Raw genomic sequence first — 14933 nt, 5'->3', positions numbered from 1 at the left:
CTCCCCTGTTGCCTTCAGGCCGCGGCCTTGGCGCCGACGATCAAGGCGGTGATTTCCTCGGGCGAGCTGGTCGAAGCGAGCTTGTTGGCGACCAGGTGGCCGCGCCGCAGCACCATGATGCGTTCGCACACGCCGAACACGTCGGGCATGCGGTGCGAGATCAGGATGACGGCGACGCCGCGCTCCTTGAGGCGCTTGATCAGCGCCAGCACCTCGGCAACCTGGCGCACCGAGATCGCGGCCGTCGGCTCGTCCATCAGCACCAGCTTGGCGTCGGCCAGGCGGGTGCGGGCGATGGCGACGGCCTGGCGCTGGCCGCCCGACATGCGCTTGACCACGTCGCGCGGCCGCGTCTCGGACTGCAGTTCGCGGAACAGCTCTGCGGCGCGCTCGCGCATCTTGCGGTGGTCGAGGAATTTGAACGGGCCGACCGAGCGCATGATCTCGCGGCCTAGAAAGACGTTGGCGGCGGCGCTCAGATTGTCGCAGAGCGCGAGATCCTGGTAGACGATCTCGATGCCGGCGCGGCGGGCGTCGGACGGCTGGCTGAACTCAACCTCCTTGCCGTCGAAGATCATCCTGCCGGACGAGGCCGGGAAGTTGCCGGCGATCATCTTGACCAGCGTCGACTTGCCGGCGCCGTTGTCGCCCATCAGGCCGACGATCTCGCCGGGCTCGATCTTGAACGACACGTCCTCGACGGCGTGGATGGCGCCGAACTGGCGCGAGATGTTCTTCAGCTCCAACAGGCTCATGGCAGGGACTCCCGTTCTTGCTTGGCTTCGGATGCCGGCATCGATCGCGCCGCGGCATAGTCGTCGGCGGCCTTGAGACCGCCATAGAGGACGGCGCGCCAGCCGAGCCCGGCCCAGCGCAGATCCATCGGGCGGCCCGTCTCGGCGAAGGGCGCGCGCAGCGCCACCAGTTCCTCCAACTGCCGGCGCGGGAATGCTTCGATCGCGCAGACCCCTCCCCCGAGCACGATGGTGGCCGGGGAAAACAGCGCCACCRCCGTGCCGACGGCGAGCGCTTGATCACGCACGAACCGGTCGACATCCGCGCTGAGCTCAGGGATGCGCCGGGACTGGACAAAGACCTCGGTGACCGGAACGCCGTGCCGGGCGGCGATCACTTCCAGAGCGCGRCCGGAAACATAGGTTTCCAGGCAGTCGGTACGCAGTCCTTCYAGCGTCCTGCCCTCATTGCCGAACGGCATGTGGCCGATTTCCAGCGCCCAGCCGCCGCCGCGAAAGGCTTCGCTGCCCTGCAGGAAGGCGCCGCCGAMGCCCGTGCCGAAAAACAGGCCGAGCACGCTGTCGGCGCCTTTCGCAGCACCCGCGATTGCCTCGCCCGCAAGCACCAGCACGGAGTCGCGTTCGATGATGACGGGGAAGCCAAGCAGCGCGCCGAGCTCGCTCGCTAGACGATGGCCGTTGAGCTCGGGCACATTGCCGGCGAAGAGCACGCGGTCGCCGTCGGTATCGATGAAGCCTGGAACGGTCGAGACCATCAGGTCGGGGATAAGGCCCGCCTCGGCACAGAACTCCCTGACGAGCCTGGCGAAGCTGCCGACGGGATCGGCGTTGCGCAGCGAGGAGGACGGGAAGAGCCGCTCGCCGGCCTGCGGAACACGGTCGACGACCATGCCGCATTTGACCGAGGTGCCGCCGACATCGACGACCAGGATCGAGCGGATCGAGGCGCGCGTCATCGGTCGCCTCCCCTGCCCGGAAGGAAGCCTGCCAAGGCGTTCCGGAACTCGGCGACATAGGCCGCGCGGTCGATCGTCTTCGACGTGATCTCGGCCAGCCGGGCGCCCGGGATGAGCCCGGCCAGCTCGCGCGCATAGGCCAGCGGATGGACGTAGTCCTGGTCGTTGCCGATGACGAGCGCAGGCTGCCGGATCGCCGCGATTTGGGCGCGGCTCACGCCCGGCCAGTCGAGCGGGATACGCGACAGGAGCGGGATCGTGGTGTCGGGCCGCGGGCGCCTGAAGAAACCGATGAGCGAGGCCGCATTGTCGGGCGAGGCCGCCATGACCTCGAGGAACTCAGGCGCGGCGCGAAAACGCTCGGCGCCTTCATCGACGCCGTATTTTTCGAGGTATTGCGCCGCGACGTGATAGCCGTGCTGGCGCTCGATGGAAGGCCCGTCCACCCAGGCCGGCCGCGCCAGCACCAGCTTTGCCACGCGCTGGGCATGAAAGCTTGCAAGCCTCAGCGAAATTGCCGCGCCCAGCGAGATGCCGCCGACCGCGGCCTGCTCGATGCCGAGATGGTCGAGCAACGCCAGCGCATCGTCGGCGAATTGCGCGATCGAGAGGCGCGACGGATCGCCAAGCGCGGAGGCGCCGTGACCCCGGCACATCAGCGTGATGCGTTGCAGGCCGGTGTTTTCGGGGAACACTTCGACCGGCTGGTCGAGAGGCGCGCCGAGCCCGTGCTGCCACAGCACCGGCTGCCCTTTACCCTCGACATCGAAGGCAAGCGCGCAGCCGTCGGCGGTGGTGAAGGTTCCGGCGGTCACGACACGTCCTTGAGAAGCGCGCGCAAGGCCGCGCCCGACGCGGCCGCATCCTTGTGCTCGAAGCCATGCGCGACGACCGCCTGGCCGTAGCCGCAGGAGCGTAGGAGCCGCAGGAAACGGTGCAGGTCGACGGCGCCGGCGCCGGTGGCGACAACCTTGCCGGCGCGGTCGATGTCCTTGGCGTGGGCCAGGATGATGTTCTCGCCGAGCAGGTCGACCGCCTCTTCCATGACCCGGGCCTGGTCRCTCAGCCTGTCGCCGACGAGATTGGCGGCGTCGAGGGTGATGCCGAGGCGCGGGTTCCTGACCTCATCGAGGACCCGGCGCGCGAGAACCGCATCGGCGACCACGTTGCCGGGCTCGGGCTCGATGCCGAGCCTGACGTCGTGCCTCTCGGCAAGCTCGAGCGCCGCGTCGAGCTCGGCGCGCATGTCGGCCCAGGCGGACGTCGAGGCGTTGTCGGGGTGGGCTGCCCACATGTCGTCGGCGTTGCGCGAGCCGGTGCACAGCGTCACGATCGGCGCATCAAGCAGCGGCGCGGCCGCGACCACATTGGCGAAGCGGGCGCGGGCCGCACGGCGCACCGCCACGTCGGGATGCGCCATGTTGTAGGTGCCGGAGAGGCCGGCGATCGCCAGGCTTCGCTCACGGGCTGCTTCGGCAAAGGCCGTCAGGTCACCGGCGGGAACAGTATCCGGAAGGCTGGGCAATCCGAGGCATGACAGGTTGAACTGCATGCCTTCGTAGCCATCCTGCCCGATCGACGAGAGCAGCTGGTCGGCGGGGCCGGGCGGATAGGTCCGGGCAAAGATTGCGGGATACATCAGACCGGCCCCGAAGCGTCCGCCAGATCGACAGGCTTGCCGCTGCGCACCGATTGGCCGATCGCCACCATGGCGCGGACGGAAGCGACGCCATCCTCGATCGAAGCGCCGTTCATCGGCACGCCGGTGAGCACGACGTCGRCAAAGCCTTCGAGCTGGCGGCGGTAGAAATGGCCGTCGGCGCCGAGCACGCGCTCGGAGGAAGCGCTGCTCTCGCGAAAGATGTCGACCTCGCTCGACTTGTAGTACCAGGGATTGAAAATCTTGCCGACGGCGCTGCCGTTCTCGCCATAGAGCTGGAAGCCTTCGTGCCAGTCCATCCGGATCGGCAGCGTCAGATCGAGATGGCCGAGCGCGCCATTTTCGAATTCCGTGTCGACGAACCAGCAATGGGCGCCGAAGCGTTCGAGCAGACGCGCCTGGACCGACTTGATCGGTCCGGCCAGATAACGCGCGAGATCGACGAGATGGCTGCCATGCGCCAGCATGAAATAGCGCTGGCGGTCGGCTTTCTGATCCCCGGCCGGCTTCAATGCCTTGGCGCCGTTCCTCGGCACCGGCTGCACGGCATCGGTCATGGTGTAGCGATGGGTGGAATCGCAGTACCAGGCCTTCAGCGCGAGCAGCGAGCCCATCTCCTTGGTGACGAACTCATGCGCCGCCTGGATGCCCGGATCGAAACGCAGCATATGGCCGATCTGYAGCACCAGGCCGGTGCGCTCGACATGGGCTTTCAGGTCCTCCGCCTCCTCGACCGACATGGCGATTGGCTTYTCGCAGAGAACGTGCTTGCCGGCGGAAAGAGYCTTGATTGCCGCCGGAACGTGGAAGGCATCGGAAATGCCGATGACGACCGCCTCGATCTCCGGGTCGGCGAGCATGCGGTCATAGTCGTCGTAGATGCTGATCGCATCGTAGAAGGAGCCGAAGCGGCGTGCCAGATCGACATCAGCGTCGCATACGGCCTGGAGGACGACGTTCCTGCCCTTCTGTGCCGATTCCAGATGCGCGAACTGGGATATTGGTCCACAACCGAGGATACCGATGCGCAGACAACGGGCGTCTTTCTTGACGGGCACAGGCTCGCTCCCTGATATTTGTTTTTGTCTTATACAAAAACAAATATCACAAACGGCGGCGCGTCAAGGCGCTTCATGAGAATTTCGGCGATTGCTCACCTCATTTCAGTGAATCGGCGCAAACGCTGGGGATTGGCTAAGGCCTTCCAACCTCGTCATCCCTGGGCAGAGCAGCCGCGAAGCGGCGTCGCGGAGACCCTGGGATCCATTCCGTGACGTTGCGCGAGGGATGAAGGCGGAGCAGAACCGTACTCATTCTGAAGCGCTGCAACACTCACAGGTAACGGAATGGATCCTCGGTCTGCGCGCGTCGCTCCGCTCCTTGCTCCGCCCGTGGATGACGACTCGGGCGGGCGTTTCGGYCAATCTCCAAGACATGCCACCCTACCAACGCGGACATCGCCGACCGGGTGCCGCGAAACTACAGCGTGCTGGCTTCGAGGTCTGGCAGAGCGAAAAGCGTGTCGCGAATGGTGGCCGCCGCGCCGATCGCCGCGCCGTCGGCGCCGAACTGCGCCACACTGATCTCGGGCATGGCGAAACCCGCCAGAAGCCGTCGCTTGATGTCGGCCTGGATGCGCCGGCTGAGTTTTGGGTAGAGGCCGGCCAGCGGACCGCCAAGCACGATGCGACCGGGATCGAGCAGGTGGATGGCGTTGACGAGGCCGGCGGAAAGGCCACTGACCCAGGCGTCGAGCACAGCATCCACATCCTTGTCGCCGACATTGGCGAGCAGCATCTGGACGCCGTCGGCCACCGGCTGGCCCTCTTCGAACAGCCGGGTGAAGAGCTTCGCGCCGGCCAGCATCTCGAACGTATCGACGCGGCCGCCGGCGGAAACGATGGTGTGGCCGATTTCGCCGGAATAGCCGTGGCCGCCCATCACGACGCGGCCGTCATCGATGATGGCGCCGCCGATGCCTTCGGCCAGGAGCACGACCAGCATGCTGCCGGCCTTCGCCGTGGCGGAGGCGGCGAGCTCGGCGTTGGCGAAGGCGAAGGCGTCGTTGCAGACCATGACCGACCAATCGGCCGGCGACTTCTGCGTCAGCTCCGCCTGCAGGGGATAGTTGCGCCATTCCAGGAACGGCGCATGCACCACGCTGCCGTCGCGGCCGACGAGGCCCGGCACCGAAATGCCGATGCCCTCCACCTTGTCCTGCAGAGCGGGGTTTTCGTTGAGCAGCCTCTCGATCAGGGACAGCAGCCTTGCCGCTATATGCCCGGCGTCACGGTAGCGCGGGCCGGTCGGCTCGACGATCCGGCTGACGACGTTCATCTGCAGGTCGAGCAGAACCYCGGTCAAGGAACGCGTGCCGACATCGGCGCCGACAAAATAAGCGCCCGAAGGGTTGAGCGAAACGCCCACGCCCGGACGGCCCTTGCGCGATTCGGGGGACATTTCGGCGCTCTCGACGACCAGGCCCGCATCGAGCAGGACGCGCATGGCGTTGCCGATGGTCGCCCGTGTCAGGCCGAGCTGGCGGGCCATTTCGGCGCGCGAGAGCTGCCGGCCGTTTTGCAGCAGTCGAAGGCAACGCCTTGCATTGATGTGGCGCAGTAGGCTTGTCGTATTCAAGGCGACGTCTTCAGGTTGGGYCCCGAGCAAATAGCATCGGGCGCGGGCAATCCAAAGAAGTTTCCTTGTCGGCTCGCGAACACCGTCGGGTTGCGACGTGACGCCGACCCTGCCTCAAACCGGCAGACTGGTCTCCCCCACCGACAGGTGCTGCTCGATAGGCGGATCGATCTTGGTGTCCTTGACGAGGCCCGCCAGCACCCTGTCCAGCGACAGCCTGCCGGAACCGGCGAGCGCCAGGATGAACATGCCGCCGGCAATCGCCAGATCCTTCTCGAAATGCAGCAATTCGTTCTGGCTGGCGAAATTGGTGTGGAAGAGGCTGGCCGTCATCAGACAAAACAGGCCGAGGCCGATCGCGCCCAGCCGCGCCAGGATGCCGAGCGCCACCGACAGGCCGGCGCCGAGTTGCAGCAGGATAGTGGCGACAAGCAGCGGCGTGCCAACGCCGAGTGCGGCCATCGCCTTCTGAGCGCCTTCGAAATGGGTCGCGAGTTCCAGTCCCTCATGCACGAAGATCAGGGACAGCAACAGTCGGCCGGCAAGCAGGACCACGTCCCTGACGTGAAGTTTTTCGACAAGTTCGATCGGTGTCATGGTCGGCTCCAATCTTTGGAAAGCAGGTTGGCGTCGCGCGTCCATGTGGACATGCCTGCGCGATCGAGTAGAAAGGTCGGAGCCGGCGCGAGGGAGAGGAACGCCGGCTCCGGTTTTCGGGCGCTACCGCCGTGGCGCCCAAAAGTCGGTACTTGTAGGGGCAAGGTCAGTGCCAGGCCCCTCTCCGGCCGCTTCGCGGCCACCTCTCCCCGCTTTGCTGGGCGAGGAAATAGACGCTTTACTTCGTCACCTTGGTGTCGATGGCCTGCTTCAGGTCGGAAAGCTCCTCGCAGCCCGACGGGCATAGCTTCTGCAGCGAGGCGAGTTGCTCGTTGGCCTTGGCCATGTCGCCGGTCTCGACATAGAGCTCGCCCAGATATTCATGCGCCGCCTTGTGATCGGGCTTAAGCTCCAGCGCCTTGGTGTAATAGGTCAGCGAGGTCTGGTAGTCGCCGGTCTTGCGCAGCGTGAAGCCGAGCAGGTTATAGACGTCGGCCTGCTGGTTGTCCTGCGCGAGATCGCGCAGGTCAGCCAGCGCGCCCTTGTAGTCCTTGGCGTCGATCTTGGCTTTCACGGCCGTCAGGTCGGGCGCGTCGGCGCCTTCAATGTCGTCGACCGCATAGGCCGGAACGGCGATGGCGATGGGGGCCGCGGTCAGCACCGCAATGGCGCCGAGCACCGCGAAAAGTACGTGTTTCATGGGAGTTGTCGCTTTCTGTTCAGGATCCGATTCCGATCAGATCTGGGTTGGGGTGAAGGCGTAGGCGTTGCCGTCCTTGACGAAGCTGCCTGTGCCGGGGAACGGGAAGTGCGAGCCGCAGATGCGGACATTGTCGGCAATGACCTGGTCGATGATCTTGTGGCGCGTGGYGATCGCCATCGGCCCGTCCTGGTCATAGCTGCCCTGCCATTCGGGATGCGGGGCAAGCAGCGCCGGCACGTACATGGTGTCGGCCGAGACGAGGAACTGCTCGGAGCCGGCATCGACATGGTAGACCGAGTGTCCAGGCGTGTGGCCGGGCGCCGCCATGAGGCGGATGCCGGGCACCACTTCCGTGCCGTCGTCGACCAGCTTCCAGTTCTTCCACTTCGGGAAGTTCTCGGCGATGCGCTTGCCCGCCGGCTTGCGGCCCTCGGGCAGCTTGGCCAGGCGGCTCGGATCCGTCCACCAATTGTATTCGGTGGCGTTGACGATGAGCTCCGCATTCGGGAACACCGGATTGTTGGTGCCCTTCTCCATCAGGCCCCAGACATGGTCCGGATGGAAATGCGWGATCATGATGGTGTCGATCGCCTTGTAGTCGATGCCGGCTGCCTTCATGTTGGCCGGAAGATGCGTGGCGTTGGCCTGCCACTGTCCAACGCCGGAACCAGCATCCATCATGATGGTGCGGCCGTTCATCTGGAGAACGACGACGGTGAGCGGGATCGGCATGAACTCGGTGGTCAGCCCCGCCTTGGCGAGCGCTGCCTTGGTGTCGTCGACCGACACGTCCTTGATGAAGGCCGGGTCGTGAGGCTTGCGCCAGATGCCGTCATAGACGGCGGTGACCTCGAGCGAGCCCACCTTGTATTTGTAGAAGCCGACCAGCGGCTCGACCGGGGTCTCGGCGTAAGCCGCGGGCGCGAACTCCAGCTTGCCGGCAATGCCGAAGGCGGCAGCGGCGGCGGCGGAACCGAGCACCATGCGGCGTGTCATGTTGAACATCAGAAATCTCCTCTTGTGGCTGCAAATCTGCTTCAGGTTTTAGGCGGTAATTCATTGGTCTGCCGCATGTCACCCAAAGCGCTGCGCAGTTTTGGGCGACATGCGGGGAATGGCGGAGGGCCCGGTGCTGCCCTCCGCCGGCTGCGGAAACCGGCGCCGGCCGTCGCGACTGAAGACCGGCCGGCGCCGGGGAGATCGGGACGTCTGGTCGTTGAGCCGGGGCGAGGCGTGCCTTCCTCACACTGGCGTCAGGACCTTCGGTCCCGGCTCCAAGGCGAGGACCTTTCGGTCCCGCCGGCTCAACGACCCCAAATGCCCTGGCCGGGCTCTTCCGCAGCAATCCTGGCCGCCGGCTTCATGTCGTGGCGGTCCATGTCCGGCTTCGCGATGGAACCGGTGGCGATGGTGTCGATGGCGACGGCCTGCTGGCCGCCATTCGTCCAGGGGAAACGGTCGCTGCCAGCAAAGGCGCTGCCGGTGGCAACGAGAATGGCGAGAGCGGCGAAGACGGTTCTGTTCATATGCGTAGTCCTTCCGGGTTGGTTGATGCGTGCCTTGGGAGGATGGCCTCGCTACAGCCAAGACCCGGAAGGCCCGCGCTTTATTCCCGGGACGCGGAAGATTTTTTGAGACGCGCGAAATCAGGACCGAGACGGCTGAGCGACGGCCGTCATCGAACTGTCACACCCAAACGGGTCGCGCATGCTAGAAACGCTGCTTGGCCGCCCCCGCGAGCCCGACCGCATCAAGAGCCGGCGAAGCCGCCATGAACATCGCCCTCCCCGCCGAAGGCACCGACCTCTCGCCCTATCTGCCGGACGAGCACGGGCTGTTCTTCATCTATCATTTCAAAGCCGACGGTTCCCGCACCAAGGATCCCGCCGAGGCGCACTGGACTTGGCGCAGCTACCAGATCACCGACATGCGTGCCCGCCAGGAGATCGGCGCCGAAGAGGCCCTGCCGGCGCCGGTGCGCGATGCCTTCCTGTCGCCCAGYCATGGCTGCCAGATCGACTTCGAGGACGACTTCCTCTATGGCGACCTGCCCGACCTCAGGCACGATTTCGCCGAGGCGCGCGGGCTCACCCATTTCCGCTTCGCTTTCAACGACCGGATGCTGGTCGGCGCCCGCAAACAGCCGCTGGAATCRGTCGACAAGATCCGCAAGCTGGTGGAGAACGGCACGCGCAAATTCCGCACGCCGGCCGAACTGATCGAAGCGGTGATGGGTCAGTCGCTCGACGGCATGGCGGCCGAGCTCGACAAGATGGGCGACACGCTCGACGGCATCGAGGACCGCATCGTGTGCGATGCATGGCACAATGAGCGCCAGGCGCTGGTCGACGCGCGCCGGCAGCTGGTGCTGATCCATCGGCAGATGGCGACGCTCAYCAACCTCTTCCGTCACCTAGACCATTCGCATCGCAATGAGCTGCCCGACCCGATCAACGACATGGCGACACGTCTCTCGCACCGGGCGCACACGCTGCACCATGACGGCGAGCAGTTGYAGGCGCGAACAAGGCTGCTGCAGGACGAGCTGATGGCGAAGCTGACCGAGCAGTCGAACCAGCTGCTCTATATCCTCTCCGTCATGACGGCGGTGCTGTTGCCGATGACCATCATCTCCGGCCTGTTCGGCATGAATGTCGGCGGAGTGCCGCTGGTCGACATGCCGTCCGGATTCTGGGTGGTGAYGGCCATCTCGGTCGTCATCGCCGCCATCGTCTATATGGTCGTGCGACGGCTGGGGCGCGTCTGAGGGCAGATGCCTTATCTTGTCGCGGGAGCCGCCTGGCGGATCTCGCGCCCCTTGAACATCGACCAGCTGTAKACCGCAAGCGCGGCCCAGATCAGCGCGAAGGCGATCGCCTGCGTCGTGCCGAACGGTTCGTCGAAGACGAGCACGGCGATCAGGAACACCATAGTCGGCGCGATATATTGCATGATGCCGATGGTGGAGAGGCGCAGCAGCCGGGCGCCGAAGGCAAAGAGCAGCAGCGGCACCGCGGTGACCGGACCGCAACCGATCAGCAGCGCGGTGTCGGCACCGGTGCTGGAGATGAAATGATCCTGGCCGGTGGCGATCAGGTAGAGGATGTAGCAAAGCGCCGGCACCGACAGCAAAAGCACTTCGAGCAGGAAACCCTGGCTCGGGCCGATCGGCAGCGTCTTGCGGAAGAAGCCGTAGGCGGCGAAGGAGAAGGCGAGCGCCAGCGACACCCAGGGCAGCTTGCCGGCCTCGACGGTAAGCACCGTCACCGCGATCGCGGCCAGCGCCACCGCGACGATCTGCAAGCGGTCGAGCCGCTCGCCGAGCAGCACCGCCCCAACGACGATCACCACCAGCGGATTGATGTAGTAGCCGAGCGCCGTCTCGACGGTGCGGCCGACGGAGATCGCCCAGACATAGATGCCCCAGTTGACCGAGATCAGCACGGCCGTCAGCGCGGCCATGGCAAGGCTTTTGGGCGAGCGGATCGCCGCCTTGAAGTCGGCGGTGCGGCCGGCCCAGATGAGCACCGCCGCCGCGATCRGCACCGACCAGACGACGCGGTTGGCGATCACCTCGGCAAGCGGCAGATGCGCCACCGCCTTCATGTAGAAGGGCAAGAGCCCCCAAAGGAAATAGGCGCCGAGCGCCAGTAGGAAGCCGCGGCGACCCTTGGCGTCCTGATCGAGATCGGCTGTAGCGGTGACCATGGCCTAACGCTATGGCCCAGCGCACCGTCCAAGACCATCACAAAATTATGATGGATCAACGGACTGTTGGTGATGGTTCAAACGAGCTCGGCGCCCTTCCTCACCCCACGCAGTGGGGAGAGGTGGCCCGGCGGAGCCGGGACGGAGAGGGGTCAGCGCGGCGGCTGACAATTACTGCTTCGGGATAAGTGTCGTTGTAATCAGCCCTRGCACCCTCCCCTGCATCGACTCTGGCTTCGCGGAGGGCGTCCCCTCTCCGTCCCGGCTTCGCCGGGCCACCTCTCCCCCGCTTCGCGGGGGAGAGGAAAGGAGCCCTCACTCCGCCGCCACCAGTCCCGCCATCTCGCGGTTCTTCATCAGCTTGTAGATGATCGAATCCATCAGCGCCTGGAAGGAGGCGTCGATGATGTTTTCCGAGACGCCGACCGTCCACCAGCGTGCGCCGGTGGAATCATGCGATTCGACCAGCACGCGGGTGATAGCCTCGGTGCCGCCGTTGAGGATACGCACCTTGAAGTCGGCGAGCTCGAGGTCGACGATCTCGCTCTGGTACTTGCCGAGGTCCTTGCGCAGCGCGATGTCGAGCGCGTTGACCGGGCCATGACCCTCGGCCACCGACATCTTCTCCTCGCCGTCGACCAGCACTTTCACGATCGCTTCCGAGACCGTCTTCAACTGGCCGTTGGCGTCGAAGCGACGCTCGACCATGCAGCGGAACGAGGTGACGGTGAAGAACTCAGGCAAGCCATGCAGCATCTTGCGCGCAAGTAGCTCGAAAGAGGCGTCGGCGCCTTCATAGGCGTAACCTTCCGCCTCGCGCTCCTTGACGACGGCGATCAGCGCGTCGAGCCGATGATCGTCCTTCGGCACCTCAATGCCGCGCCGTTTCAGCTCGGCGAGGAAATTCGCCTTGCCGCCCTGGTCGGAGACCATGACGCGGCGGCGGTTGCCGACGGCTTCCGGCGGCACGTGCTCATAGGTCGCCGGCTCCTTGGCGAGAGCCGAGGYATGGATGCCGGCCTTGGTGGCGAAGGCGGACGAGCCGACATAGGGCGCCTGCGCTTCCGGCGCGCGGTTGAGCAATTCGTCGAAGGCGCGGGAAAGCCTGGATATTCCGGTCAGATCCTCGGCCGAAATGCCGGTTTCAAAGCGATCGGCAAAGGCGGGCTTCAGCGCAAGCGTCGGGATGATGGTGATGAGGTTGGCGTTGCCGCAGCGCTCGCCGATGCCGTTCAGCGTGCCCTGGATCTGGCGCACGCCGGCTTGGACGGCGGCCAGCGAATTGGCGACCGCCTGGCCGGTGTCGTCATGAGCGTGGATGCCGAGATGGTCGCCGGGGATGCCGCCGGCGATGACCTTGCCGACGATTTCGCGCACTTCCGAGGGCTGCGTGCCGCCATTGGTGTCGCACAGCACCACCCAGCGCGCGCCGGCATCAAAGGCGGTCTTCGCGCAAGCCAGCGCGTAGTCCGGGTTGGCCTTGAATCCGTCGAAGAAATGTTCGCAATCGACCATCGCCTCCTTGCCGGCCGCGACTGCCGTCTCGACCGAGGCGTTGATCGATTCCAGGTTTTCCTCATTGGTGCAGCCGAGCGCCACGCGCACATGATAGTCCCAGCTCTTGGYGACGAAGCAGATGGCATCCGACTTCGACTGCACCAGCGCCGCCAGCCCCGGGTCGTTGGAAGCCGAGACTCCCGCCCGCTTGGTCATGCCGAAGGCGACGAATTTCGCGCTTTCCGTCCGCTTCTTCTGGAAGAAGGCCGTGTCGGYCGGGTTGGCGCCCGGATAGCCGCCCTCGACATAGTCGATGCCGAATTCGTCGAGCAGCCTGGCGATCGCGATCTTGTCCTCGACGGAAAAGTCGATGCCCGGCGTCTGCTGGCCGTCGCGAAGGGTGGTGTCGAACAGATAAAGGCGTTGCTTTGTCATGGCAGTAGCTCGAAATGCCGCGCTCCTTCAGTGTGGAGCGCGAACGTACATCACTATTTCCCCGCGAACCGATCCGTCGCCCGGATCAGCCGATCCAGGATCCCGGGCTCCGAATAGGCGTGGCCGGCGCCCTCGATGAGGTGGAAATCCGCCTTCGGCCAGGCTTTGTGCAGCGCCCAGGCGTATTTCGCCGGGCATGGCATGTCGTAGCGGCCGTGGACGATGGTGCCGGGGATGTCCTTGAGCTTCCAGGCGTCGCGCAAAAGCTGCCCTTCCTCCAGCCAGCCGGCATGGACGAAGTAATGGTTCTCGATGCGGGCAAAAGCGATCGCATAGTCGTCCTGGCCGAACGGGTCGCTGGTCTCGGGCTCAGGCAACAGCGTGATCGTCTCGCCTTCCCAGATGCTCCACGCGCGAGCCGCCTCGACCTGTGCCTTGCGGTCGGAACCGACCAGCCGCTTGCGATACGCGGCCATCATGTCGCCGCGCTCGGCCTCGGGGATCGGCGCCAGGAAGCGCTCCCATTTGTCGGGGAACATCTCCGAGACGCCGAACTGATAATACCATTCGAGCTCGGCGCGGGTGAGCGTGTAGATGCCGCGCACGACCAACTCGCTGACACGCTGCGGATGCGACTGCGAATAAGCGAGCGCCAGCGTCGAGCCCCAGGAACCGCCGAAGACAAGCCATTTGTCGAAGCCCGCCATCTCGCGCAGCCGCTCGATGTCGGCGACGAGGTGCCAGGTGGTGTTGGCCTCAAGCGAAGCGTTGGGCGTCGACTTRCCGCAACCGCGCTGGTCGAACAGGATGACGTCGTAGAGCTTCGGGTCGAACAGCCGCCGGTGTTTCGGCGAGATGGTGCCGCCCGGGCCGCCATGCAGGAACACGGCGGGCTTGGCGCCCCTGGTGCCGCAGCGCTCCCAGTAGATGGTGTGACCGTCGCCGACGTCGAGCATACCCGACTCGAACGGCTCGATCTCGGGATAGAGCGAGCGCAAGGAACCGCTGTGTATCGTCATAGTTTCAAGCCCTGCTGCGGCCAGTTGGCCGTCTCGTGGTCGGGATGCTGGAAGGAGATGATCTGCTCCTGCCGTCGATAGAAATCGGGGTCGTCGAGGATCGGCGCCTCGAAGATCTTCTCCACCCAGGGCAGCCGCACGGCGTAGTTGACCTGGATCTGGGGCGCCAAGTCGGAGCGGTCGTCGAAGGCGCCGATGGCGATCTCCAGCGCGCCGGGCTGGCGGTAGGTCAGCGGCGTGCCGCAGCGGGCGCAGAAGCCGCGATCGATGTTGACCGAAGACTGGAAATAGCTCGGCTCCTCATGGGTCCATTCGACGCCGTCCTTCGGCACCGTCACCAGCGCGCCGAAGAAATTGCCGAACTGCTTCTGGCACATGCGGCAATGGCAGATGGACGGGCGCCCAAGCTTGCCCTTGATGCGGAAACGCACGGCGCCGCACTGGCAGCCGCCGGTTCGAACTTCATCGGTCATGGTTTTTCCTCCGGCGGCCATTGGTCGGTGTCGTGATCGGGATGCTGATAGGAGACGAGCTCGGCGAGATACGGCGCCGACGAGACATCGCCCATCGTCTCCTCCGACGGCAGTTTCGGGATGCCGTCGACATAGGGAAGCTTTGCCTCGACACCCCATTGAATGGTGGGCGCGATGCCGGCCGGGTCGTCGAAGGCGGCGATCGCCAGCGCTACGCCGTCCGGAGCCTCGAAAGTCAGCGGCGTGCCGCATTCGGCGCAGAAGCCGCGCCAAGCAGCATTGGACGAGCGGAAACGTTTCGGCTCGCCGCGCGTCCAGTCGAGCGTGGCGCCGCGCACCGACACCAGCGGCAGATAGAAATTGCCGCTCGCCTTCTGGCACATGCGGCAGTGGCAGACCGAGGCGTCGCCCAGCGCGCCTTCGACACGGAAGCGCACGGCGCCACACTGGCAGCCGCCGGTGTAGACCGGCCTGTTGTCGAGGCTCATGGCTC

At 65.4% G+C, this 14933-nt stretch carries 16 protein-coding genes; 1 reads left to right on the top strand and 15 read right to left on the bottom strand.

The window, feature by feature from the left end; genetic code table 11:
- Positions 1-14: 14 nt before the first annotated feature.
- From LCM4576_RS28220 to LCM4576_RS28175, 10 genes are all read right to left on the bottom strand, one after another.
- Entirely contained in the window at positions 15-755 is a 741-nt protein-coding gene (locus tag LCM4576_RS28220; RefSeq protein ID WP_041009479.1) for an ATP-binding cassette domain-containing protein, read from the bottom strand.
- Positions 752-1711: an ROK family protein gene (locus LCM4576_RS28215; RefSeq protein ID WP_071035703.1), complete on the bottom strand. Its 960-nt coding sequence runs from the start codon at positions 1709-1711 to the stop codon at positions 752-754. The genes LCM4576_RS28220 and LCM4576_RS28215 overlap by 4 nt, the downstream gene beginning before the upstream one ends.
- Positions 1708-2526: an alpha/beta fold hydrolase gene (locus LCM4576_RS28210; protein ID WP_071035702.1), complete on the bottom strand. Its 819-nt coding sequence runs from the start codon at positions 2524-2526 to the stop codon at positions 1708-1710. Before LCM4576_RS28210 ends, LCM4576_RS28215 begins: the two co-directional genes overlap by 4 nt.
- Positions 2523-3350 (bottom strand): sugar phosphate isomerase/epimerase, encoded by an 828-nt coding sequence (locus LCM4576_RS28205; RefSeq protein ID WP_071035701.1) that lies wholly within the window; start codon positions 3348-3350, stop codon positions 2523-2525. Before LCM4576_RS28205 ends, LCM4576_RS28210 begins: the two co-directional genes overlap by 4 nt.
- Positions 3350-4429 carry a Gfo/Idh/MocA family protein gene (locus LCM4576_RS28200; protein ID WP_071035700.1) on the bottom strand — a complete coding sequence of 360 codons (1080 nt, stop codon included), beginning with the start codon at positions 4427-4429 and terminating at the stop codon, positions 3350-3352. Before LCM4576_RS28200 ends, LCM4576_RS28205 begins: the two co-directional genes overlap by 1 nt.
- A gap of 421 nt (positions 4430-4850) precedes the next feature.
- Positions 4851-6008: an ROK family transcriptional regulator gene (locus tag LCM4576_RS28195; RefSeq protein WP_071035699.1), complete on the bottom strand. Its 1158-nt coding sequence runs from the start codon at positions 6006-6008 to the stop codon at positions 4851-4853.
- Between the two features lie 114 nt (positions 6009-6122).
- Positions 6123-6605, bottom strand: a complete 483-nt coding sequence (locus tag LCM4576_RS28190; protein ID WP_071035698.1) for a DoxX family protein — start codon at positions 6603-6605, stop codon at positions 6123-6125.
- A 238-nt stretch (positions 6606-6843) separates the two neighbouring features.
- Entirely contained in the window at positions 6844-7305 is a 462-nt protein-coding gene (locus tag LCM4576_RS28185) for a tetratricopeptide repeat protein (protein ID WP_071035697.1), read from the bottom strand.
- Between the two features lie 36 nt (positions 7306-7341).
- A complete protein-coding gene (locus LCM4576_RS28180; protein ID WP_071035696.1) occupies positions 7342-8313 on the bottom strand; it encodes an MBL fold metallo-hydrolase in 972 nt (323 codons plus the stop codon).
- 299 nt (positions 8314-8612) lie between these two features.
- Positions 8613-8834 carry a DUF680 domain-containing protein gene (locus LCM4576_RS28175; RefSeq protein ID WP_040984544.1) on the bottom strand — a complete coding sequence of 74 codons (222 nt, stop codon included), beginning with the start codon at positions 8832-8834 and terminating at the stop codon, positions 8613-8615.
- A gap of 245 nt (positions 8835-9079) precedes the next feature.
- Here LCM4576_RS28175 and LCM4576_RS28170 point away from each other — a divergent pair, with 245 nt between their 5' ends.
- Positions 9080-10075: a transporter gene (locus tag LCM4576_RS28170; protein WP_071035695.1), complete on the top strand. Its 996-nt coding sequence runs from the start codon at positions 9080-9082 to the stop codon at positions 10073-10075.
- An 11-nt stretch (positions 10076-10086) separates the two neighbouring features.
- Here the strand turns inward: LCM4576_RS28170 and rarD are convergent, their stop codons facing one another.
- The 5 genes from rarD to LCM4576_RS28145 all read right to left on the bottom strand — a co-directional run bounded on the left by rarD (position 10087) and on the right by LCM4576_RS28145 (position 14928).
- On the bottom strand, positions 10087-11016 hold the full coding sequence (rarD, locus tag LCM4576_RS28165) for an EamA family transporter RarD (protein WP_071035694.1): 930 nt from the start codon (positions 11014-11016) through the stop codon (positions 10087-10089).
- A gap of 315 nt (positions 11017-11331) precedes the next feature.
- Positions 11332-12948, bottom strand: a complete 1617-nt coding sequence (cimA, locus tag LCM4576_RS28160) for a citramalate synthase (RefSeq protein WP_071035693.1) — start codon at positions 12946-12948, stop codon at positions 11332-11334.
- A 53-nt stretch (positions 12949-13001) separates the two neighbouring features.
- Entirely contained in the window at positions 13002-13967 is a 966-nt protein-coding gene (pip, locus tag LCM4576_RS28155) for a prolyl aminopeptidase (RefSeq protein ID WP_071035692.1), read from the bottom strand.
- Complete coding sequence (locus LCM4576_RS28150; protein ID WP_116390226.1) at positions 13964-14440, bottom strand: GFA family protein; 477 nt, start codon at positions 14438-14440, stop codon at positions 13964-13966. Before LCM4576_RS28150 ends, pip begins: the two co-directional genes overlap by 4 nt.
- Positions 14437-14928, bottom strand: coding sequence for a GFA family protein (locus LCM4576_RS28145; RefSeq protein ID WP_071035691.1), 492 nt, complete (start codon positions 14926-14928; stop codon positions 14437-14439). The genes LCM4576_RS28150 and LCM4576_RS28145 overlap by 4 nt, the downstream gene beginning before the upstream one ends.
- Positions 14929-14933: the final 5 nt, after the last annotated feature.

Origin of the sequence: Mesorhizobium sp. LCM 4576 (assembly GCF_001854815.1) — a bacterium.
In the GTDB taxonomy this organism is placed as follows: Bacteria; Pseudomonadota; Alphaproteobacteria; order Rhizobiales; family Rhizobiaceae; genus Mesorhizobium; species Mesorhizobium plurifarium.
This window is presented reverse-complemented; position numbering and strand designations above follow the sequence as displayed.

Coding starts and splice junctions, on each gene's coding strand:
- LCM4576_RS28220 (WP_041009479.1), bottom strand. CDS start 755: ATGAGCCTGTTGGAGCTGAAGAACATCTCGCGCCAGTTCGGCGCCATC.
- LCM4576_RS28190 (WP_071035698.1), bottom strand. CDS start 6,605: ATGACACCGATCGAACTTGTCGAAAAACTTCACGTCAGGGACGTGGTC.
- LCM4576_RS28185 (WP_071035697.1), bottom strand. CDS start 7,305: ATGAAACACGTACTTTTCGCGGTGCTCGGCGCCATTGCGGTGCTGACC.
- LCM4576_RS28175 (WP_040984544.1), bottom strand. CDS start 8,834: ATGAACAGAACCGTCTTCGCCGCTCTCGCCATTCTCGTTGCCACCGGC.
- LCM4576_RS28150 (WP_116390226.1), bottom strand. CDS start 14,440: ATGACCGATGAAGTTCGAACCGGCGGCTGCCAGTGCGGCGCCGTGCGT.
- LCM4576_RS28145 (WP_071035691.1), bottom strand. CDS start 14,928: ATGAGCCTCGACAACAGGCCGGTCTACACCGGCGGCTGCCAGTGTGGC.